Origin of the sequence: Corynebacterium sp. HMSC055D05 (genome assembly GCF_001810365.1) — a bacterium.
Lineage (GTDB): Bacteria > Actinomycetota > Actinomycetes > Mycobacteriales > Mycobacteriaceae > Corynebacterium > Corynebacterium coyleae.
This window is the reverse complement of the sequence record NZ_KV801069.1, coordinates 63,111-83,829: the sequence shown is the minus strand read 5'-3', so window position 1 is coordinate 83,829 and position 20,719 is coordinate 63,111. Positions and strand designations below refer to the sequence as shown.

Below are 20,719 nucleotides of genomic sequence, written 5' to 3'. Positions count from 1 at the left end.
GTTCTGAAAGTTACCGGGCTAGCTTACTCGCCGTGACAAACCGGGCTCGGCCGGTCAGGTCCTCGACCACACTCGGCGGGCCGAATGCGCCGTGGTCGCGCACCACATCTTGTACGGCCTCCGACGTGGAATCATCATGCTCAATGCCGAGGTGCCCTCCCGGACGCAGCAGCCTTGCCGCAACCGGAACGAGCCCTCGAATTGCATGCATCCCGTCCGCGCCGGAGAACACCGCCTCATGGGGGTCGGCGTAGACCTCCACGTCTAAGTCACCGGTTTCTGGCACGTACGGCGGGTTGGTGACGACGAGGTCAACGGCACCGTCGAGTTCCCGAAGCAACTCCGGATCGGTCATATCCCCTGGGACAATGCGTATCGACGACGCGTAGTCCCCCACATTTCGCTCCAAGTACTTCCGCGCCTGAGGCGAACGCTCGACCGCGATCACCTGTGCGCGCGGGCACGCCCGGGCGATCGTGATGGCCAACGCACCCGAGCCGGAGCCTAAGTCCACGACGGTTGGGGATTCGGGCGAGGTGGTGTCGTCGCTAAGCAAACGCACCGCCCACTGAGCGAGCACTTCCGTTTCTGGCCGCGGGATAAATACCCCGGGCCCGACGGCGAGGTCGATGTCAACAAACGGTGCTGTGCCGATGATGTGCTGCAACGGCTCGCGAGCCGCGCGTCGGGCAATGAGTTTGGCGTAGGCCTCGTCGAAGTCCGTAGGCGCGTCGGCGAACATGAGCTGCATCGGCGGCACCCCGATCAAGTGCGCGGCGAGCAGGCGTGCGTCGACTTCAGGCGACGCAACGCCCGCGCCAGCAAGGGTCTGCGCGGCGCGGGCGATGGTGTCGCGGAGGCTATTCGGCTTCAAGGCGCTCCTGGCGCTCGTGCGTCTGCAGCGCCGTGATCAGATCGTCCATGTTGCCGTCGAGCACCGAGTCAAGGTTGTTGGCCTTGTAGTTAATGCGGTGATCCGAAATACGGTTCTCCGGCCAGTTGTAGGTGCGGATGCGCTCCGAGCGGTCCATCGTGCGCACCTGCGATGCGCGGCCCTCGGCCTCTTCGGCTTCCTGCTTCTCGCGCTCAATCTGGTCGAGACGAGCCTGCAGCACCTGCATCGCACGAGCACGGTTCTGGATCTGAGAACGCTCGTTCTGACAGGTCACGACGATGCCAGTCGGCAGGTGCGTGATACGCACGGCAGAGTCGGTGGTGTTCACGCCCTGGCCGCCCTTACCGGAGGAGCGGTACACGTCGACGCGCAAATCCTTCTCATCGATATTGACGCTTTCAACCTCGTCTGGCTCTGGGAAGACGTACACGCCTGCAGCGGAGGTCTGGATGCGGCCCTGCGATTCCGTCACCGGAACACGCTGGACGCGGTGCACACCACCTTCAAACTTCAGCATCGACCACGCACCGTCACGCGACGGGGTCTTCGCCTTCACCGCGACGGTCATGTCTTTCACACCACCCAGGTCAGACTCTGCAACGTCGAGGACCTCCCAGGTCAGGCCGTGCTTTTCGCAGTACTTCTGGTACATGCGAGCCAAATCGCCAGCGAACAGCGCGGCCTCTTCACCGCCTGCGCCTGCTTTGAGCTCCATGATGATGTCATCACCATCGTGCTCGTCGCGCGGCGCCAGCAGGTCAGCCAACTCCTCCTCGAGGCGCACAATCTCGTCCTCTAAGCGCTTGGCCTCCTCCGCGAACTCCTTGTCCTCGGAGGCCATTTCGGATGCCGCCTCGTGGTCATCGCGCGCCTGGTTCAGGGCGTTATTGACGTTGATGATCGGCTGCAGCTCCGCGTAGCGCTTGGAGAGCTTGCGGAAGCGGTCCTGGTCACCAGCGACCTCCGGATCGCCCATTTGGGCCTGGATGCCCTCGTATTCGGCGACGTAGTCGTCGACAAGCGAAACATGCGATTTTTCTGCCATTAGGAGTAGTCCTCCTCAGTTTCGGCCTGCGCCATTGGCGCCGAGTTCGCCACACCAATGAGGAACTCGCCGTTCGTCTTCGTCTTCTTCAACTGCTTGATCAGCATGTCAATGGACTGCTGCGGATCAAGCGCAGACAGGATGCGGCGCAGCTTGTGCATGACGCGCGCCTCCTCCGGGCTCATCAGCAGCTCGTCCTTGCGGGTGCCAGACGGGTTGACGTCCACAGCCGGGAACACCCGACGCTCCGCGATCTTGCGGTCGAGCTTGAGCTCGGCGTTGCCGGTGCCCTTGAACTCCTCGAAGATGACGGTATCGCCAGCGGAACCGGTTTCCACCATGGCCGTTGCGATAATCGTCAGCGAGCCACCCTCCTCGATGTTTCGGGCAGCGCCGAGGAAACGCTTCGGCGGGTAGAGGGCGTTGGAGTCCACACCACCGGAGAGAATGCGACCCGATGCCGGCGAGGAGTTGTTGTATGCGCGACCCAAGCGAGTAATCGAGTCGAGCAGCACCACAACGTCTTGGCCCATCTCCACCAGACGCTTCGCACGCTCGATAGCAAGCTCGGCGACAGCAGTGTGCTCTGACGGCGGACGGTCGAACGTCGAGGCAATGACCTCGCCGTTGACGCTGCGCTGCATGTCGGTAACTTCCTCCGGGCGCTCATCGACAAGCACAACCATGAGGTAGCACTCCGGGTTATTCGTGGCGATCGCGTTGGCGATGTTCTGCAGAATCGTCGTCTTACCAGCCTTCGGCGGCGACACGATCAGTGCGCGCTGACCCTTACCGATCGGCATGACCAGGTCGATCACACGCGTGGTCAGGATCTTCGGCTCAGTTTCCAGACGCAGACGACGGTTCGGGTACAGCGGGGTGAGCTTGTGGAACTCCTTGCGTCCCTTCGCATCCTCCGGAGTCTGGCCGTTGATCGTGTCGACGCGAACAACCTGGTTGTAGCTACGACGGTTACGGCCATTGCCCTGCTGGTGCGACTGTCCGTTGGCGCGAACCTGACCGGTTACCGCGTCGCCGGAGCGCAGACCCGACTGGCGGACCAGGCGCTGCGGCACGTACACGTCCGAATTGGACTGACGGTAGCCGGTGGTGCGGATGAACGCGGAGCCGTTGTCCTGCACATCCGCGATACCCGCAACCTCCTGCAGGTCCTCCGGATCGAAGTGCTGCTCGTTGCCGCCACCCTGGTTGTTGTTGCCGCCGTGATTGTCACGGTTGCGATTACGGTTACGACGACCGCGACGCCCACGACGACCGCCACCCTGGTGGTCGTCATCGTTATCGTCGCGGTGGTTGTTGCGGCCGCCACGGTTGTTGCCGTTGTTGCCATTGTTACGGCCACCGCGGTCGTTATTGTCACGGTTGTCGCGGTTATCGCGATTGTCGCGGTTCTCGCGGTTCTCGTCGCGGTTGTCCGTGATCTCGGACTGCCCGTCCTTGCCGTCCTTCGCGTCGCTCGCGTCGCCACCCTGCGCATTGTCCTCATGCTGGTGACGCGCACGGTTTCGACGAGCACGGCGCGCTGCGGAACGCGAAGCTCCCCGCGAATCGTCGTCATGAGAATTGTCGGCCGACTTGTCAGCGTTTTCTGCAGGCTTGTCGGTCTTGTCGGCCTTGTCGGCCTTGCGCTCTGCACGCTCGGAAGCAGCTGGCGCCTCCGCGTTATCGGCCTCCGCCTTCTGCGGTGCAGCCTTCTTGGGAACCTGGCCGGTAGTAATTGCCTGGATCAACTCCCCCTTACGCAGCCCCGAAACGCCCTTCAGGCCTTTCTCGGCGGCAATTTTGCGCAGCTCCGGAATCTTCATAGCGGCCAAGTCTGCCGCGGTACCGGTGTCGGTCACGTGTGTCCTTTCGTCGCTCAACCAGCAGGTTCTCGCGTAGTTAACACGCGACGGTGCATGCTGGAAGCGGTGCGTTTCATCGGGATTGGACTGAAGTAAAACTTTGTAGCCCTGCCGGATCTCACGGGGTGCGGGAGCAAAAATCGCCGCTGTGCCCGCCATCGCATCCCCACCTGGGACAACCCCTGCCGGGTGCGGTTCGCACGATCCTGCGCAAAGTGTAGCGCATTTGCGTCCGCGGTTTAATCCGGGGCGTGTCGCATTGCTTCGCTAACATTGCCAACATGCTTTCAACGATGCAGGAAGTGCCCTTTTCCGTCGCACGCATTCTCGAATACGGCAGGACTGCGCACGCGACAACGAAGTGCACCACATGGCGCACTGATGGCGCGGAAGAAACGACGTTCGCCGAAATCGGCGCCCGCGCTTCGGCCTTCGCCCACGCCCTGCATGATGACCTCGGCATTGATAGCGATCAACGCGTCGCCACCATGCTGTACAACTGCTCTGAGCACCTCGAGGTGATGTTCGCTGTCGCCGCCAAGGGCGCTGTGTTTACGCCGCTAAATATCCAGTTGATGACGGACCAGATTGCCTACGTTGCCAACCACTCTGAGGCTGAACTGATCGTTGCCGATCCGCGTCTTGCGGAGAAGTTAGGCAACGTTGTGGAGCTTTGCCCCAAGGTTCGCGCGGTGGCATTTACAGGTGCCGAACCGATTACAGACGCCGCGGCGTATCTGCCAGAGCATGTCGCTGTGTACAGCTACGAGGAGCTTCTCGACGGCCGCTCGACAAAGTACGACTGGCCCGAACTCCCGGAGAACACCGCCGCTGCCTTGGTCTATTCAACAGCAACGACCGGCGCACCGAAGGGCGTCGCCTACTCCCACCGCGCGTTGTGGCTAGAAGCGACCGGCCTTCGCGCAACGGACTCACTGGCGGTCACGCACGGTGAGACGTTTTTGTGCTGCATCCCGATCTATCACGTGCTCAGTTGGGGCGTACCCTTCGCCGCATTTCTCGCGGGCACTCCCCTCGTCCTTCCAGATTCAGACGTGTCTGCCCCGACGCTGGCAAAACTTATCGCAAGCACGCACCCGCGCGTGGCACACGGCGTGCCCACCTTGTGGATCCAGCTGATGGTCCACTACCTGCACAATCGCCCAGAGCGAATGAGTCTGCAGGAGATCTTCGTCGGCGGTTCCCCTGCCCCACCGGCGCTGATCAAGGTGTGGGAGGAACGCTACGGCGTGGATATCGTCCACTGCTGGGGCATGACGGAAACCACCACGGTCGGCACAGTGGCGCGTCCGCCATCGGGCGCTTCTGGTGAGGCACGCTGGTCCTACCGCATTTCCCAGGGACGCTTTGCCCCGTCACTGGAATACCGCGTGGTCAACGATGGCCAAGTCATGGCGTTTAACGACTTGACCCAGGGTGAGATTCAGGTCCGTGGCAATATGGTCGCCGCAGGCTACTACCACTCACCCACGCAAGAACCGGGCGAGATCGCTTCCACCTTCCGGGGCGAAGAAGTTGATGACGTGCGCGCACACTTCACTGCCGACGGCTGGCTGCGTACCGGCGACGTAGGCACAGTCACCAACGCCGGGTTTATGACGCTCTACGACCGTGCCCGCGATGTCATTCGCTCCGGCGGCGAGTGGATCTACTCCGCACAGGTGGAAAACCTCATTATGGAGTCCGAGGAAGTCGTCGAATGCGCAGTGATCGGAATCCCGGACCCCAAGTGGGGTGAGCGACCGCTGGCGGTGACCAAGCTTCTCTCGGGCATTGAGCCCACAAAGGAGACTGCGGCACGACTCCGCGAGTCGCTCGCAGACACGTTGCCGAAGTGGATGGCGCCTGAGTATTGGACGTTTGTGGATTCAATCGACAAAACGTCCGTAGGCAAGTTTGACAAGAAGGACCTGCGCAAGCACCTGCAGCGCGAGGAGTTCGACATCATCGCCTTGCCCGGACCAGGCAGCCGGCCGAAGGCGACATCATAATGCCGCACAAAAACGATGCCCCGGGGTACGCATGTGCACCCCGGGGCATCAAAGCATTTGCGCTAGTCGCGCAGCAGTTCTGCGGTCACCGGCCCTGCGACGTCGAGTTCGATGACGCGGAGGCCGGCGGCGCGGGCGTCGTCGAGAAGCGCAGGCTCAATGGACTCGGTGATGAGCACGAGCGCGGTCGGACCTGCGCCAGACAGGTATGCCGCGTAGCCGCGGTTGCGCAGGCGGTTGACCCACTCCGCAGTCACCGGAAGGACGTCGGCGCGGTACGGCTGGTGCAGGCGGTCGCGGGTGCCTTCAAACAGGAGGTGCGGGTGGTGCTGCAGCGCAGCCGTCATCACAGCGGTGCGCGAGACGTTGAACCGCGCATCGGTGTGGGTGACGTGGCTCGGCAGGACCTTGCGCACCGCATTGGTGGATGCGTGGAAGTCCGGGACGAGGGCTACGGCCTTGATGGACTCGTCGACAGGAATGCGCACGGCACGGTAGGACGGCTTCGAGCGCCCATCGACCGGAATGTCGGTCCAGGACACCACTGCCCCGCCGAGCACGGATGCACCCGCGTTATCCGGGTGGCCCTCAAACTCGGACGAGAGCTGCACGACGGTGTCCTCATCCAGCGGCGAGCCCGCGAGCGTATTCGCAGCGACGACACCTGCGGCTGCCGCGGCAGCAGACGAGCCCAGACCGCGCGATTGCGGGATCTGGTTGTGGCACACCACGCGCAGACCCGGCGCCCGCACATCCGCGGCAATCAGGCCAGAGTTGATCGCTTTGACGATCAGGTTCGAGCTATCGCGCGGCAGATCGTCGGCTCCCTCGCCGAAGATCTCCACTTCGAGGCCAGACTCGATGACTTCTACCTCGAGCGTGTCGTAGATGCTCAGCGCCAGGCCGAGGGTGTCGAAGCCGGGACCAAGGTTCGCGGACGAACCTGGCACCTTCACTCGTGCTTTCAGGCCTACTTCAAGATCGGTTGCCATGACGGAGTGCTCCTTTAAGCGTCGAGGCGGATGACGGAGTTGACGGCCTTCACATCATCGTGGCCGGTGAGCTCTTCGACGATGCCGTTCAGGGCAGCTTCACGTGCGCCGTGCGTGACGACGATCAGGTGTGCCTCGTCGCCAGACTCCTCCTGACGGACCGCGGAAAGCGACACCCCTGCCTTAGCAAAGCGAGCCGTGAGGTCTGCGAGCACGCCGACGCGGTCGTTGACGGTCATGTTGATGTGGTAGCGCGTGGTCACATCGTCAAACGCCACAATCGGGTAGTCCGCGTACGGGTTCTCCGCTGGCGCGCGGCCACCGTGGACCTTGTTACGGGCTGCACCGACCAGGTCGCCCAACACGGCGGAAGCGGTTGGGGCACCGCCGGCGCCGTTGCCGTAGAACATCAGGCGGCCGGCTGCTTCTGCCTCGACGAAGATGGCGTTGTAGCTCTTGTCCACCGTTGCCAGCGGGTGCTCGTTCGGCACCAGCGTCGGGTGCACACGTGCGTTAATGCCGGTGGTGTTGCCGTTTTCGTCCAAGAGACGCTCACAGATGGCCAGCAGCTTAATCGTCTGGTTGGACTTCTTCGCTGCCGCAATGTCGTCTGCGGTGATCTTGGTGATGCCCTCGCAGTGGACGTCGTCGAACGTCACACGGGTGTGGAAGCCCATGGACGCAAGGATCGCTGCCTTGGAGGCCGCGTCGTGGCCTTCGACGTCCGCAGTCGGGTCAGCCTCGGCGTAGCCCAAACGGGTTGCCTCAGCCAGCGCCTCCTCGTAGCTCGCGCCGGTGGAAGCCATCGCGTCCAGGATGAAGTTCGTGGTGCCGTTAACAATGCCGGAGATGCGCTGCACCTGGTCGCCCGCGAGCGAACGGCGCAGCATGCCGACCACGGGGATCGCGGCAGCGACGGCTGCTTCGTAGTACAGGTCGACGCCGGCTGCGTTCGCAGCATCAGCCAACTCGGAACCGTGCGCTGCGACGAGCGCCTTGTTTGCCGTCACCACCGACTTTCCAGCGTTGAGTGCTTCGAGGACCAGCTGGCGCGGGTAGTCAATGCCACCGATAAGTTCGACGACAATGTCTACGTCGTCGCGTGTGACCAGTTCGCTCGCATCCGCAGTCAAGTAAAGTCCCTGGACTTCAGGCGCGTCCTTGTGCTTGTCCACGTCGGAGACAGCCACGCCACGGACCTCGATCGGGCCACCGATGCGATTTTCCAAGTTCGAAGAGAATTCGCTGAGCAGGCGCAGCACTTCCGTGCCCACGGTGCCCTTACCCAACACGGCAATACCCACCGGGGTGCCGATGCCCTTGCCGGGGTAGTTTCCGTTGATGCCTTCAGCGCTGGCAACTGTCATGGTCAGGATGCTCCTTTTCGTTGCTGCAAAGTACAGGTTTGAACCGCTTGGTCTACTATCGCTTAAGCAAGCACTCAGGTCAATTAATATTCGCGGGCCAACAGGTCTTCCACAGTCTCGCGGCGCACCATCGGGGTGATCTGTCCGCCGCGCACGGACACGACAGCCGGACGTCCAAACGCGTTGTAATTCGAAGCCATGGAGTAGCAGTACGCGCCAGTCGCAGCCAACGCAATGAGATCGCCGGAGGAAATATCATTCGGCCACTTCGCATTCTCTACGAGAATGTCGCCGGACTCACAGTGCGAACCAACCAGGCGGGTATCGGTGTTGTCACCGTCGACGAAGCGGTTGACCACGCGGGCGTCGTAAAGCGCCCCGTAGAGCGCAGGGCGAATGTTGTCGCTCATGCCACCATCGACCGCGATGTAGCGACGAGATGTAGTGAACGAAGTATCGACGTCCTTAATCACACCCGCGGTGTACACCGTCACCGCAGAAGGACCAGCAATCGCACGTCCCGGCTCCACAACCACAGTCGGCGCGGCGATGCCGAGCTCGTCAGCGACATCCTGCACGGAGGCAAGCAGGTCGCGCGCAACCGCTGCGACGTCGAGCGGCTGCTCCCCTGACATATAAGCAATGCCGTAACCGCCGCCCAGATCAAGGTAGCCAAGCGCGACACCGCAGGTCTTCCACACTTCTGCGTACAGGCCGAGCACGCGCTCTGCAGCCAGTTTGAAGCCTTCAGCGTCGAAGACCTGGGAGCCGACGTGGCAGTGCAGGCCGGTCAACTGCAGCGAATCTGAGTCAATTGCTGCCACGGCCGCAGCAAGTGCGTCGCCAGTGGCCAGGGAAATGCCGAACTTCTGGTCTTCGTGGCTCGTCGCAATGAACTCGTGCGTGTGCGCATCCACGCCGGGCTTCACTCGGATGAACACATCTTGGATGACACCGGCCTCGCGGGCGACAGCTTCCAGTTGCGCTAACTCCTGGTGAGAGTCGATGACCACATGCCCCACGCGCGAATCCACGCATAGGCGCAGAAACTCGTCGGACTTGTTGTTGCCGTGAACAGTGATGCGTTCCGGCGGGAAATCGGCTGCAAGTGCGATGCGGAGCTCGTTTTCACTCGCCACATCGAGGGCAAGACCTTCCTCATCCACCCAATGTGCAATGTGTCGGGTCAAAAAGGCCTTCGACGCGTAGTGCACATTTTCCGGCGCACGGAATGCTTCCGCCATGTCGCGGCAGCGAGAGCGGAAATCGTCCTCATCCACGACGACAACCGGGCTGCCGTATTCGGCGACGATCTCAGGCAGTGGCACACCAGCGATGGTCACTACCCCGTCTTCTTCACGCTTGGCGCTTCGCGGCCAAACGTGTGTGGGCAGTTCGTTGAAGTCGCCCTCGTCGGTGCTGTACGGGGTGGATACGAAAACAGTCATTACATCCGCTCCGGGGCGCTCACGCCGATCAGGCCCAGCGCGTTTGCAATCACCTGGCGTGTCGCCATCGCAAGTGCGAGACGTGCCGTGTGGATCGGCTCCGGCGCCTCGCCGGCCTTCGGCAGGATCTGGCAGGAGTCGTAGAACTTGTGGAAGGCGCTGGCCAACTCTTCGGTGTAGCGGGCAATGCGGTGCGGCTCGCGCAGCTCTGCGGCGGCGCGCACGACTGCAGGGAACTCACCGATCGTGCGGATCAGGTCACCTTCCTTCTCGTGGGTCAGCAGGCCCAAGTCGATGTCCGCGACGTCGGGCAGCGTCACGCCGGCTTCCTTGGCCTTACGCTCAATCGAGCACAGGCGCGCGTGGCCGTACTGGACGTAGTAGACGGGGTTGTCGGAGGACTGCTTCGTCCACAGATCTAGGTCGATATCCAGCGAGGAGTCCACAGAGGAGCGCACCAGCGAGTAGCGCGCGCCATCCACGCCAATGGCGTCGACAAGATCCTCAAGCGTGATCACGGTGCCTGCACGCTTGGACATCTTCACCGCCTGGCCGTCGCGCACGAGGTTGACCATCTGACCGATGAGCACTTCGACGGCGTCCGCGTTGTAGCCCAGCGCCTGCGCCGCAGCCTTCAGACGTGCGATGTAGCCGTGGTGGTCCGCACCCAACATATAAATGGCAAGCGTGTGGTCGCGGTCGAACTTGTCCGCAACGTAGGCGATGTCGCCGGCGATGTATGCCGCGTCGCCGTCGGACTTGATCACCACACGGTCCTTGTCGTCGCCAAAGTCAGAGGAGCGCAGCCACCACGCGTTGTCAGCCTCATACAGGTTGCCGTTTTCCTTCAGGGTGGCAATCGCCTTATCCACCGCACCCGACTCGAACAGCGAGTTCTCATGGAAGTACACGTCGAAGTCCACGCCGAAATCGTGCAGCGACTGCTTAATCTGCGCGAACATCATCTCCACGCCAGCAGCGCGGAAGGTCTCCTGCACTTCAGCATCAGTGCCTTCGAGAGCATTGGGCTGCTTTTCGACGACCGCCTGAGCGATCTCGCGAATATAATCGCCCCCGTAACCATCCTCCGGGGTTGGATCCCCCTTGGCAGCAGCAACCAACGAACGCGCGAAGCGGTCGATCTGGCCACCGTGGTCGTTGAAGTAGTACTCGCGGGTCACCTTCGCGCCCGAAGCCTCAAGCACGCGGCCCAGCGAGTCACCCACCGCAGCCCAGCGGGTACCGCCGAGGTGAATCGGGCCGGTCGGGTTCGCCGAGACGAATTCCAGGTTCACCTTCTCGCCGGCGTAGATGTCGGAGTTGCCAAACGCGGCACCCTCCTCGAGCACCTTGGCTACCAGCTGGCCCTGGGCGTCTGCGGCGAGGCGCAGGTTAATAAAGCCGGGCCCTGCGATCTCAGCGGCGGCGATGGCTGGGTCCTCTGCCAAGACCTCTGCAAGCCAGCCTGCGAGTTCGCGCGGGTTCGTGCCCGCCTTCTTCGCCACTTGCAGTGCAATGTTGGTGGCGTAGTCGCCGTGCTCCGGATTTCGCGGGCGCTCCACAGTCACGGTGTCGGGGACAACAGAGGCGTCGAGATCATGGTCTGCAAGCACGCGCTCTGCGGCGGCTTTTACGGTGGTGGCAAGTTCTGCTGGCGTCATGGGCATGCAGTGTAATTGAGGGCTTTGACACGGGCGCATACGGATGGTCGTCGATACGCAAAGTGCGCTAATTCACATCCCCCTTGAGGGGCAAATCTTTTCACTTCGCTGCCTTGTTTGGCATATTTAGCCCATCGGGTCTCGCACGCCGAGGCCACGGTCACCCGTTTCTTTTTCCGTTCCTGTCTCGAAAGAGCCCTGTTTTATGGACCAATTCCAAATCTTCACCGACGCAGTCGGTGGCAGCACTGGTCTGTCGGCATTGGTGTCTACCCTGCCGCTGTTAACCTTCTTCATCATGCTGCTCGGCGTGAAAGCTCGCGCTCACACCTCGGGTTTTGTTGCACTTATCGTTGCAATTCTCGTGGCCATCTTCGGCTTCCATATGCCGACCGCGTTTGCCATCTCTTCCGCGTTCCGCGGTGGCCTCTTCGGCCTGTTCCCCATCGTATTCGTCATCCTGACGGCCATCTGGTTCTACCAGATCACGGTCGCTTCGGGTCGTTTCGAGGACCTTCGTCTTGTGTTCGACAAGATGGGCAACGGTGACGTTCGCATCCAGGCGATGCTCATCGCTTTCTGCTTCGGTGGCCTGCTTGAAGCCCTCGCCGGCTTCGGTGCCCCGGTTGCTATTACCGCGACGATGATTCTCGCGCTCGGCATCCCGCCACTGAAGGCCGCCACCGTGGTGCTTATTGCGAACACCGCTCCGGTGGCATTCGGCGCGGTCGCCATTCCGATTACCACCGCAGGTGACGTGGGTGGTCGTACGCTGGAGCAGACCGAGAACATCGCCGCCATCGTCGGCCACCAGACCCCGGTTCTGGCGTTCTTCGTGCCGTTCATCATTGCACTGCTTATCGACGGCTTCCGTGGCGTCAAGGAGACCGCCCCGGCCGCAGGTGTCATCGGTCTGGCTTTCGCGATCGCCCAGTGGTGGACCTCCAACCACTTCGCCTACCAGCTCACCGACGTTATTGCCTGCATCGTCGCACTTGGCGCCGCGTTTGTGCTGCTGCGTTTTTGGCAGCCGCGCGGTGTGGAAGCCATGCGTGAGCGCCTCGGCCTCGAGCCGTACACCGACGAAGATGGCGACACTGAAGCGCTCACCGGCAGCCGCGTCTGGATGGCACTCATGCCGTACGCAATCGTCGTTGTCGTGTTCGGCCTGGCAAACCTGGGCACCACGATTCCGACCTGGCTCAAGCAGTTCAAGATCTCGTTCCCGTGGCCAGTCATCGATGGCCAGCTGCTCAACGCTGCGGGCGAGCCGGTCAACACCGACTACTCATTCGCCTACATCAACAACCCGGGCTCGCTGATGGTCATTTCCGCCATCATCGTCTCCATCGCCTACATGGTGTTCAACGACAACGGTCGCTACAGCCTCACCTGGGGCCAAGTTGGTAAGGAGTTCGTGGACACCGCATGGAAGATGCGCTGGTCTGCCGTCACCATCATGCTGGTGCTCGCACTGGCATACGTGATGAACTACTCGGGTCAGACCGTGACCATTGGTGAGTTCTTTGCCAACCTCGGCCCGGCATTCGCGTTCTTCGCTCCGATGCTTGGCTGGGTCGGCGTGGCTGTGACTGGTTCCGACACCTCGGCCAACGCCCTGTTCGCCAACCTTCAGGTCACCGCCGCGAACAACCTTGGCCTCAACCCGGACCTCATGCTGGCTGCTAACACCACCGGTGGTGTTGTGGGCAAGATGATCTCCCCGCAGTCCCTCGCAATTGCCGCTACCGCGGTGAGCATGGAGGGCAAGGAGTCCGAGATTTTCAAGAAGGTCGTGGGCTGGTCCTTCGGCTTCTTGCTCGCAGTGTGCGTGATAGTCTTTCTGCAGTCGAACGTTCTAGAGGTCCTTGCTCCGGTCGTTCCGTAACTGCCATCCTTTTACGGTGCTCCCGAGGTCCAAGTGACCTCGGGAGTTTCGTCGTTTTCCCTGAGATTTCCCACGATAGGAGCCCGAAATGCGAGTAGCTCTGTTTTCTACTTGTATCGGCGACGCCCTCTTCCCTGACGCGCATAAGGCCTCGGCCATTGTGCTTTCCCGTCTCGGCTATGAGGTTGTCTTCCCCGAGCAACAAACCTGCTGCGGCCAGATGCACGTCAACACTGGCTACAAAGAACAAGCCGTCCCAATCATTGAGACGTACGTCGATGCCTTTGCAGACTCGTCGATTGACTACGTTGTGGCTCCTTCGGGCTCCTGCGCGGGAGCTGTCCGCGAGCAGCACGTCGAGCTTGCGGAGCGTTTCGGCTCCAAGGCGCTTGTCGACGGCGCAAAGATCGCCTCGAAGAAGACCTACGATCTCTCCGAATTCATCGTTGATGTCGCCGGCACCTACGACGTGGGCGCATTCTTCCCGCACCGCGTGACCTACCACTCCTCTTGCCACTCCCTGCGCTTCCTCAAGGTCGGCGACCGTCCGACCGAGCTGCTGCGCCACGTTGAAGGCCTTGAGCTTGTGGATCTGCCGAACTCCGAGGAGTGCTGCGGTTTCGGCGGCACATTCTCTGTGAAGATGCCTGAGGTGTCTTCCGCGATGGTGTCCGACAAGGTCCGCCACATCAAGGAGACCCAGGCGGAGTTTGTCACCGCTGGTGACTCCTCTTGCTTGATGAACATTGGTGGTGCACTGTCTCGCCAGCACCAAGGCATTCGTGCCGTGCACATGGCTGAGATCCTCGCCTCCACCAAGGAGCACCCGCTGACCCCGACGTCTGCGGTGTACACGAAGGAGAAGATGCTGTGAAGGTTGCACTCGGACAGCCCACGATGCCGCCGTTTGCCAACGGCCCGGCTCACCTGCGCGGCAAGGAGAAGTTCCAGAAGGCTGCGCACCACGAACTTAACGACGTCACCAAGCGCCGTAATTACCAGTACGCCACCACGACCATTCGTGTGAAGCGTCAGAACGTTGTCGACGAGCTGGATGACTGGCAGCAGCTGCGCGAAGCAGGCTCCACCATTAAGCGCGACGTTGCGGCACGTATGCCCGAGCTGCTTGAGCAGTTCGAGGAGAACGTGACCAAGCGCGGTGGCCACGTCCACTGGGCTCGCGACTCCAAGGAAGCCAACGAGATCATCCAGGGCCTGATCAAGGAGACTGGTGAGGACAAGGTCGTCAAGATCAAGTCCATGGCAACCCAGGAAATCGCTCTGAACGACGAGCTGGAAAAAGCCGGCATCTTCGCTCAGGAGACCGACCTGGCTGAGCTTATTGTGCAGCTCGGCGAGGACTTCCCGTCCCACATTCTCGTCCCGGCGATCCACCGCAACCGCGCGGAGATCCGCGACATCTTCGCCGCGAAGATGCCGAACACGGACGAGACGCTGACCCAGGAACCTGCCGAACTCGCAGAGGCTGCACGTCAGTACCTGCGCCAGCAGTTCATGGAGGCAAAGGTTGCCATTTCCGGCGCCAACTTCGGTTGCGCCGATACCGGCACCGTCTCCATCGTCGAGTCTGAGGGCAACGGCCGTATGTGCCTGACGCTGCCGGAGACGCTTATCACCGTGATGGGCATTGAGAAGCTCCTGCCGAGCTTCGATGACCTCGGTGTGTTCCTGCAGCTGCTGCCGCGCTCCTCTACCGGTGAGCGCATGAACCCGTACACCTCCCTGTGGTCCGGTGTGACCGAGGGCGACGGCCCGCAGAACTTCCACATTGTTTTGCTGGACAACGGTCGTACCGCCGCAATGTCTAACAAGATCGGCCGCGAGGCACTCAAGTGCATCCGCTGCTCGGCTTGTTTGAACGTTTGCCCGGTCTACGAGCGTGCCGGCGGCCACTCCTACGGCTCCACCTACCCGGGCCCGATTGGTGCAATCCTGACCCCGCAGCTCACAGGTATCGATTCTTCGGACGACCCGAACGGTTCCCTGCCGTACGCGTCCTCGCTGTGCGGTCGCTGCAACGAGGTGTGCCCGGTGAAGATCCCGATCACCGACATTCTGTTGGAGCTGCGCTACCAGAAGGCAAAGAACGAGCCGAACCGCATGGAGCAGGCTGCGTTCGCGTCGCTGGCTCAGGTGTGGGGCCGCAGCAACGTGTGGAACCGTCTGGTCCGCATGGTTGCGCTTGGTCGTGTGCTCGGCGGCTTTAACGGCAAGATCGAGACCATGCCGCCTCCAATCTCCGGCTGGACTGGCTACCGCGATGTTGCGGTGCCGCCGAAGAAGTCCTTCCGCCAGTGGTGGGAGACGGACGAGGCGAAGCGTCTGCTGTCCGAGGCACGTGAGCAGGGCATTCCGAATGGCCAGAAGGTCAACACCGAGCCAATGGAGGAGGAGAAGTAAATGTCTACCGCAACTGGTAATGCTGCAGGCTCCCCCGCCCGCGACTCCCGTAACGAGGCTGCGAAGCGCGAGATTCTCAAGCGCATCCGCAACGCGCACAAGCTCTCCAACGTTCCGGAGCATGTCGAGGTTGTCCGCGAGTACCGCACCACGTCCGACATCAAGGGCGAGGAGCTGCGCGAGATCCTCATCGATCGTCTTGTGGACTACAAGGCTGACGTTGTGGAAACCACCGAGCAGACGCTTGGCGACGACCTGCTGAAGGTGCTTGCAGACCGCAAGTGCAAGGACGTTGTCTACGCACCGGGCCTGGATGCCTCCCTGTTCGACGGTTTCTCCGGCACTGCCCGTCCGGATGACGTCACGTCGGATCCGCGTGCGCTGGGCGATGTGGACGCCGTGGTGACGGATTCCCACGTCACCTCCGCGCAGACCGGCTCGATCGTGCTGGAGGCTGGCGACGTGTGCGGCCGCCGCGCGCTGTCTCTGGTTCCGGACCGCCACATCTGCATCGTGCGTGCAAATTCCGTGGTCTACGGTGTGCCAGAGATGATCGCCCGTATCAACCCGGAGCACCCGGCCACGATGATTTCTGGCCCGTCCGCTACTTCTGACATCGAGCTCGTGCGCGTCGAGGGCGTGCACGGCCCGCGTGACCTCATCGTCATGGTCGTGAAGTAACACTCTCCAACTTCCCGGCGTCTCCGCCGGGGTGAGATACACGAAATGGCCGGTCCCATTTGGGGCCGGCCATTTCGCTGTCATTGTTTCCCGTGTCACGCCGTTCCCGCGGCGCACAATCATTATGAAACACCGGTGTTGAGAAACCATGGCGTGTGGCTGAGAGTGTCCTGAGGGTTTCGTCGTGAAGCGCTGCACCAATTTCTTCTGCCCACACACGGGGTGCTAGTGTGATCGGCATTGTCTCCGTAGCTCAGTGGATTAGAGCATTGGTTTCCGGTACCAAAGGTCGCAGGTTCGAATCCTGTCGGGGACACGCTGTGTTATCTCGAGACATCGTTCCTTCGGTGTCTCGAGATTTTTGTTTGTGGGGTCGTTCCGGGAGTGCAAGTTCGCAGCCCTCTCCTTGTCGCGCCCGTTGTCACGCGGGCGGTGTTAAATTTTTTGTTGTAAGGAGGCTTCGGAATGGGCTCTCGGTTCGAAATGGGCTTTGGCGGCGCACTTGCCGCAAGAGAAGAGAATGGAGCGCCATGGGTTCCGCCATGGTGGCGGAGATTCGTGATCGTCCCCTTGGCCGTCCTCGCCATGTATATCGTGTTTCCTGTTGACAGGGATAATTTCAACCTAAGCAACTTACTCAAACCGGCCGCGTGGACACTGGGGGTCTACTACATCGTCATTTTGCCAATCTTTGACCTCCGCAGGTATCGCTGGGATAAGAAACACGACGAGTAGCAATAAAGGTGACATCATGAACGATTCGCTATCCCCCGCCTACCACCTCCTCGGACGCGCGTATCGACGACCCGCCACACCGCCCAACACTGACAACCCCACTCCACCCCGGCCGGCATGGTGGCGTCCGTTGATTGAACTCGTCATCGCTCTGGTGCTTTTGGTCACGCTAACGAGCGCGGCGATCGGCCTGTTCTACCTGTACGAGAAGATCGCCCATCCTGAGGTCAGCGCGTTCGCGGAATACTCGTTTTTGGAGCATCCGTATCTCGCAGCTGCAACATTTATTGGGTGGGTGGCGATGATCCCCGCGGGGTTCATCGCTGCCCGAGTGACAGGCCGCGACCCGCGGGCGCTGTGGTCCAGGGAACTGCGCTTTAGGTGGCGAAATTTCGGGCTCGCCTTGCTACCCGCCCTGCTGTTCCTTGGCGCCGAGGGCATCTACGCGGTGGTTATCTCGGACCGGTCCCAGGCGACTTTTACTCCTATGAATGTCGCTGCACTGGCCGTCATCGTCGCGATGGCACCGCTCCAGTCGCTGTCCGAGGAACTCTTTTTCCGCGGCTCGCTTGTGCAGATCACCGGCCAGTGGTTCTCCCCCGCCGTGATTGCGTACTTGATTCCGCTGCTGTTTTTCTTGTCAGGCCACCACTACGAATGGCAAGGCATGGTCAGCGTTACCGTGTTCGCGCTGTGCGCCACCTTCCTCACTCACACAACCGGTGGTATTGAAGCGGCGGCTGCGGTGCACGCCGTTGGCAACACGTTCGCCTACGCGCCGGACGCATTCGGTGTGGACGGGGTTGACTTGGCGGTGTCGTCGTCAAGCGATCTTGCGATCTCTGTAGTGGCCACCGTGGCGGCGACCGCCGGAGCGTATCTGCTCATTAAGCGAGCTACTTCTCAACCAGCAAATTGCCGGTCAAACAATTGCTGACGTGTCACCATTACTCCGTTACAGTCGGCGCCACACGTAACGACATCGAATAAAGGAGACGCAATGACTAACCTGACCGGTACTTACAACCTCGACCCTGCCCACTCCACCATCGGCTTCACCGTGCGCCACGCGATGGTGACCAAAGTCCGCGGCGAGTTCACCGACTTCGATGCAACACTAACCATCGCCGAGAACCCGGCCGAGAGCACCGCGACGGGCACTGTGCGCACCGCGAGCGTCGATACGAACAACGCTGATCGTGATGAGCATGTGCGTGGCGACGACTTCTTCGCCGTCGACAAGCACCCGGAAATGACGTTCACCGCCACCGAGTTCAACATCGATGAGTCGGGAAACGGCTCCGTCACTGGCGACCTCACCATCAAGGGCACCACCAAGCCGATCACGTTTGACGTCGAGACGTTTGGCGTCGAAGAGGATCCGTTCGGCAACACACGCATCGGCTTCGAAGCTCGCACCACCATTAACCGCACGGACTTCGGCATCGACTTCCAGGCACCGCTGAACTCCGGCGGCATGCTGGTCAGCGAGAAGGTCGGCATCGAGATCGAAGGCTCCGGCATCAAGCAGTAGGCCTTATACTCGCCGCCATGGAGCGGAAAGTGTTTACCCGCCATCCAGGCGGTCTACCCGCGGCATTCGTCGCGGGTTTTGTCATTGTGGCAGTCGTCGTTGCAGCGTTGAGCGGCGAACTTTACGGTGCGCTGTTGTTTGGATTCGTGGTGGTGCTTTGGGGGCTCTGGATTTTCTCCCGCAAAGTGGAGCTGGTTCTTGACCACGACTCCCTCACCACCACCCTTGGCAGCCGATCCAGAACCATCGCATATTCGGACATCAAGGACGTTCGCCCCGGAGAAGAACCCAGCCTGATCCACTTCACCGGTATTGCCATGCTGACCGACCAGCCGGACCGCTACGCCGAAGCGGACGCGTTCACCCTCGGCGGGCCCACGGTGCGCATCTGTGTCCGCAATGCAGATGACTGCCTCGTTGCCGTGGCGGACCGCGAACACGTAATCCAGGCGATTCGCTCTAAGACCGGCGCGTAGCCCTGCAGCGGCTCACATCTCCGGTAGATTCGGTTAAGCGAAACCTTAGGTATGGAGAAAAGGAGCCTGGCTATGTTGAAGTCGGTCACGAGACGCGTCGTCAAGCGAAGTGCTGCAGCACTCGGCGCGCTGGCACTCACCTTGTCACCACTGACCGCAACCCCTGCTCACGCGCAGCCGGCTTCCCCCGTCATTACGTGGGAATCGTGCCCGTTCTACGTCGATGCCAAGGGCGCACAGTGCGGCCGCATTTTGGTGCCCATGCACTACGACAACCCCAAGGCTGGCGACATTTCCGTCGGCTTTATCAAGATCCCGGCTCAAAATCCGGGTGCACGTCGTGGCGCGATCTTTGGCAACCCAGGTGGGCCAGGTGGCGATGCTTACAGCTTCTTCGGCATGAACGAAGGCATGAAGTGGCCGCAAGAGATGCGCAACGAGTGGGACCTCGTGGCGGTACAACCGCGTGGCCTGATTGGTTCTACTCAGTTGAAGTGCGCTGACCCTGCAATGAACGGCCCTGCTGACATAGCGAAGCTGACATGGGACGCCACGGTCACCCAGGGCGCACTCACCCGCGAACTGTGCGAGAAGCCTCGCCCGGGCTACACCAAGACGATCACCACCTACAACAACGCCCGTGACTGGGACATGGTCCGCTGGGCGCTTGGCTACGACACCATCTCAATCATGGGCTTGTCGTACGGCACGTACTTGGGCTCGGCGTACGCGTCGATGTTCCCCAACCGCACCGACAAGGTCGTCCTCGACTCCGCGATGAACCCGAACGACCAGTGGTCGAAGATCCTGCTGGACCAAAAGGGCGGCTACGAGCGTGCGCTGAACGAGTACTTCGCGTGGGTCGCTGCAAACGACGCAAAGTACCGCATGGGCAATACCCCGCTGAAGGCGTACCAGTACTGGTCGAACGTGGTCGTCGCACAGTCCGGCACCAACCCGACCGTGACCCCACCGCCAGCCCGTGTGGGCGACCTTCCGCCCGCACTCGCGTTTGCCGGCCAGGCGGGCGCAGACGCTATGTCGGCTGCCGGCAAGGCCCGTGTAGAGGGCGAAGGCATTATCTCCCGCATGCTCAACCCGGGTGCGAACCAGGTGTCTTCGCCGCTGCTGCTGGCCACTCGCAATGTGCTGCCCTCGCCAGCGGACTGGGACTCGCTTGCACGGCTCACCAATGGCTCGCTAAAGCAAGACCAGGCCAAGCCGGCGCCTGAGTTGATGAAGTTCTTGCAAGAGGAGTCCATCGCCCGCAACGAGTTGCTCGCTGTGCAGACCTGCAACGAGAGCATCGCTGCGCCGGACTACGGCCTTATCCCGGCCGCGATGTGGGCCAACCAGACCGGCGAGGTCATCACCGCCCCTGCTCTGCAGTTCGGCTCTGGTGTGACCTGCAACGGCGCAGCGCCAGTCACGGGCAAGGTGGCGCTCAACGGTTCGAAGCTGAAGACTCGTCCACTGCAGATCAACGCCACGCGTGATCCGCAAACCATGTATGCGGGACGCTTCGGCATCGCCCAGCCGATGGGCTCGCACGTGGTGACGGTCCACGGCCCGGGCCACGGTCACGTCGGGCGCGGCAACCAGGCTGTCGACCGTCAGGTTGTCGAATACCTGCGCACCGGCAACCTTGGACCGGTTGATCAACCGGGGTACTTCAACCAGGGATAGCCCCGCGCATAGG

Annotated in this window: 17 protein-coding genes and 1 tRNA gene; 11 read left to right on the top strand and 7 right to left on the bottom strand. The window is 61.6% G+C overall.

Annotated features, from left to right (window positions below):
• Positions 1-10: 10 nt before the first annotated feature.
• From prmC to rho, 3 genes are read right to left on the bottom strand one after another with little or no spacing between them, the layout of a single operon-like run.
• Positions 11-874 carry a peptide chain release factor N(5)-glutamine methyltransferase gene (prmC, locus tag HMPREF2734_RS05710; RefSeq protein ID WP_070569887.1) on the bottom strand — a complete coding sequence of 288 codons (864 nt, stop codon included), beginning with the start codon at positions 872-874 and terminating at the stop codon, positions 11-13.
• Complete coding sequence (gene prfA, locus HMPREF2734_RS05705; RefSeq protein WP_070569885.1) at positions 861-1,940, bottom strand: peptide chain release factor 1; 1,080 nt, start codon at positions 1,938-1,940, stop codon at positions 861-863. Before prfA ends, prmC begins: the two co-directional genes overlap by 14 nt.
• Positions 1,940-3,766, bottom strand: a complete 1,827-nt coding sequence (gene rho / locus HMPREF2734_RS05700; RefSeq protein ID WP_070569903.1) for a transcription termination factor Rho — start codon at positions 3,764-3,766, stop codon at positions 1,940-1,942. The genes prfA and rho overlap by 1 nt, the downstream gene beginning before the upstream one ends.
• A 320-nt stretch (positions 3,767-4,086) precedes the next feature.
• On the opposite strand from rho, the gene HMPREF2734_RS05695 reads away from it, so the two are divergent.
• A complete protein-coding gene (locus HMPREF2734_RS05695; protein ID WP_070421864.1) occupies positions 4,087-5,817 on the top strand; it encodes a long-chain fatty-acid--CoA ligase in 1,731 nt (576 codons plus the stop codon).
• Positions 5,818-5,879: 62 nt separating this feature from the next.
• On the opposite strand, the gene thrB is transcribed toward HMPREF2734_RS05695, so the two are convergent.
• From thrB to argS, 4 genes are all read right to left on the bottom strand, one after another.
• Positions 5,880-6,809 (bottom strand): homoserine kinase, encoded by a 930-nt coding sequence (gene thrB / locus HMPREF2734_RS05690; protein ID WP_070569884.1) that lies wholly within the window; start codon positions 6,807-6,809, stop codon positions 5,880-5,882.
• A gap of 14 nt (positions 6,810-6,823) precedes the next feature.
• Entirely contained in the window at positions 6,824-8,176 is a 1,353-nt protein-coding gene (locus HMPREF2734_RS05685) for a homoserine dehydrogenase (protein WP_070482789.1), read from the bottom strand.
• Positions 8,177-8,259: 83 nt separating this feature from the next.
• Positions 8,260-9,624: a diaminopimelate decarboxylase gene (gene lysA / locus HMPREF2734_RS05680; RefSeq protein WP_070421835.1), complete on the bottom strand. Its 1,365-nt coding sequence runs from the start codon at positions 9,622-9,624 to the stop codon at positions 8,260-8,262.
• On the bottom strand, positions 9,624-11,285 hold the full coding sequence (gene argS, locus HMPREF2734_RS05675) for an arginine--tRNA ligase (protein WP_070421834.1): 1,662 nt from the start codon (positions 11,283-11,285) through the stop codon (positions 9,624-9,626). Before argS ends, lysA begins: the two co-directional genes overlap by 1 nt.
• Positions 11,286-11,490: 205 nt before the next feature.
• Between argS and HMPREF2734_RS05670 the strand changes: the two genes are divergently transcribed.
• The 10 genes from HMPREF2734_RS05670 (at position 11,491) to HMPREF2734_RS05625 (ending at position 20,706) form a co-directional block, all read left to right on the top strand.
• Positions 11,491-13,173, top strand: a complete 1,683-nt coding sequence (locus HMPREF2734_RS05670) for an L-lactate permease (RefSeq protein WP_070421833.1) — start codon at positions 11,491-11,493, stop codon at positions 13,171-13,173.
• Positions 13,174-13,261: 88 nt separating this feature from the next.
• Positions 13,262-14,047 (top strand): (Fe-S)-binding protein, encoded by a 786-nt coding sequence (locus HMPREF2734_RS05665; RefSeq protein WP_070421832.1) that lies wholly within the window; start codon positions 13,262-13,264, stop codon positions 14,045-14,047.
• Positions 14,044-15,594 (top strand): LutB/LldF family L-lactate oxidation iron-sulfur protein, encoded by a 1,551-nt coding sequence (locus tag HMPREF2734_RS05660; RefSeq protein ID WP_210384737.1) that lies wholly within the window; start codon positions 14,044-14,046, stop codon positions 15,592-15,594. Before HMPREF2734_RS05665 ends, HMPREF2734_RS05660 begins: the two co-directional genes overlap by 4 nt.
• Positions 15,595-16,275 (top strand): LutC/YkgG family protein, encoded by a 681-nt coding sequence (locus tag HMPREF2734_RS05655; RefSeq protein ID WP_070569883.1) that lies wholly within the window; start codon positions 15,595-15,597, stop codon positions 16,273-16,275.
• A 242-nt stretch (positions 16,276-16,517) separates the two neighbouring features.
• A tRNA-Arg gene (locus tag HMPREF2734_RS05650) sits at positions 16,518-16,591 on the top strand.
• Between the two features lie 149 nt (positions 16,592-16,740).
• Positions 16,741-17,010 (top strand): hypothetical protein, encoded by a 270-nt coding sequence (locus HMPREF2734_RS05645; protein ID WP_070569881.1) that lies wholly within the window; start codon positions 16,741-16,743, stop codon positions 17,008-17,010.
• Positions 17,011-17,140: 130 nt separating this feature from the next.
• Positions 17,141-17,947 (top strand): CPBP family intramembrane glutamic endopeptidase, encoded by an 807-nt coding sequence (locus tag HMPREF2734_RS05640; RefSeq protein ID WP_070482763.1) that lies wholly within the window; start codon positions 17,141-17,143, stop codon positions 17,945-17,947.
• Positions 17,948-18,010: 63 nt separating this feature from the next.
• Positions 18,011-18,544 (top strand): YceI family protein, encoded by a 534-nt coding sequence (locus HMPREF2734_RS05635; RefSeq protein ID WP_070421828.1) that lies wholly within the window; start codon positions 18,011-18,013, stop codon positions 18,542-18,544.
• Positions 18,545-18,561: 17 nt separating this feature from the next.
• Complete coding sequence (locus HMPREF2734_RS05630) at positions 18,562-19,020, top strand: hypothetical protein (protein ID WP_070569873.1); 459 nt, start codon at positions 18,562-18,564, stop codon at positions 19,018-19,020.
• A gap of 72 nt (positions 19,021-19,092) precedes the next feature.
• A complete protein-coding gene (locus tag HMPREF2734_RS05625) occupies positions 19,093-20,706 on the top strand; it encodes an alpha/beta fold hydrolase (protein WP_070569871.1) in 1,614 nt (537 codons plus the stop codon).
• Positions 20,707-20,719: the final 13 nt, after the last annotated feature.

Coding starts and splice junctions, on each gene's coding strand:
- prfA (WP_070569885.1), bottom strand. CDS start 1,940: ATGGCAGAAAAATCGCATGTTTCGCTTGTCGACGACTACGTCGCCGAA.
- rho (WP_070569903.1), bottom strand. CDS start 3,766: ATGAAGATTCCGGAGCTGCGCAAAATTGCCGCCGAGAAAGGCCTGAAG.
- HMPREF2734_RS05695 (WP_070421864.1), top strand. CDS start 4,087: ATGCTTTCAACGATGCAGGAAGTGCCCTTTTCCGTCGCACGCATTCTC.
- thrB (WP_070569884.1), bottom strand. CDS start 6,809: ATGGCAACCGATCTTGAAGTAGGCCTGAAAGCACGAGTGAAGGTGCCA.
- HMPREF2734_RS05685 (WP_070482789.1), bottom strand. CDS start 8,176: ATGACAGTTGCCAGCGCTGAAGGCATCAACGGAAACTACCCCGGCAAG.
- lysA (WP_070421835.1), bottom strand. CDS start 9,624: ATGACTGTTTTCGTATCCACCCCGTACAGCACCGACGAGGGCGACTTC.
- argS (WP_070421834.1), bottom strand. CDS start 11,285: ATGACGCCAGCAGAACTTGCCACCACCGTAAAAGCCGCCGCAGAGCGC.
- HMPREF2734_RS05670 (WP_070421833.1), top strand. CDS start 11,491: ATGGACCAATTCCAAATCTTCACCGACGCAGTCGGTGGCAGCACTGGT.
- HMPREF2734_RS05665 (WP_070421832.1), top strand. CDS start 13,262: ATGCGAGTAGCTCTGTTTTCTACTTGTATCGGCGACGCCCTCTTCCCT.
- HMPREF2734_RS05655 (WP_070569883.1), top strand. CDS start 15,595: ATGTCTACCGCAACTGGTAATGCTGCAGGCTCCCCCGCCCGCGACTCC.
- HMPREF2734_RS05645 (WP_070569881.1), top strand. CDS start 16,741: ATGGGCTCTCGGTTCGAAATGGGCTTTGGCGGCGCACTTGCCGCAAGA.
- HMPREF2734_RS05635 (WP_070421828.1), top strand. CDS start 18,011: ATGACTAACCTGACCGGTACTTACAACCTCGACCCTGCCCACTCCACC.
- HMPREF2734_RS05630 (WP_070569873.1), top strand. CDS start 18,562: ATGGAGCGGAAAGTGTTTACCCGCCATCCAGGCGGTCTACCCGCGGCA.
- HMPREF2734_RS05625 (WP_070569871.1), top strand. CDS start 19,093: ATGTTGAAGTCGGTCACGAGACGCGTCGTCAAGCGAAGTGCTGCAGCA.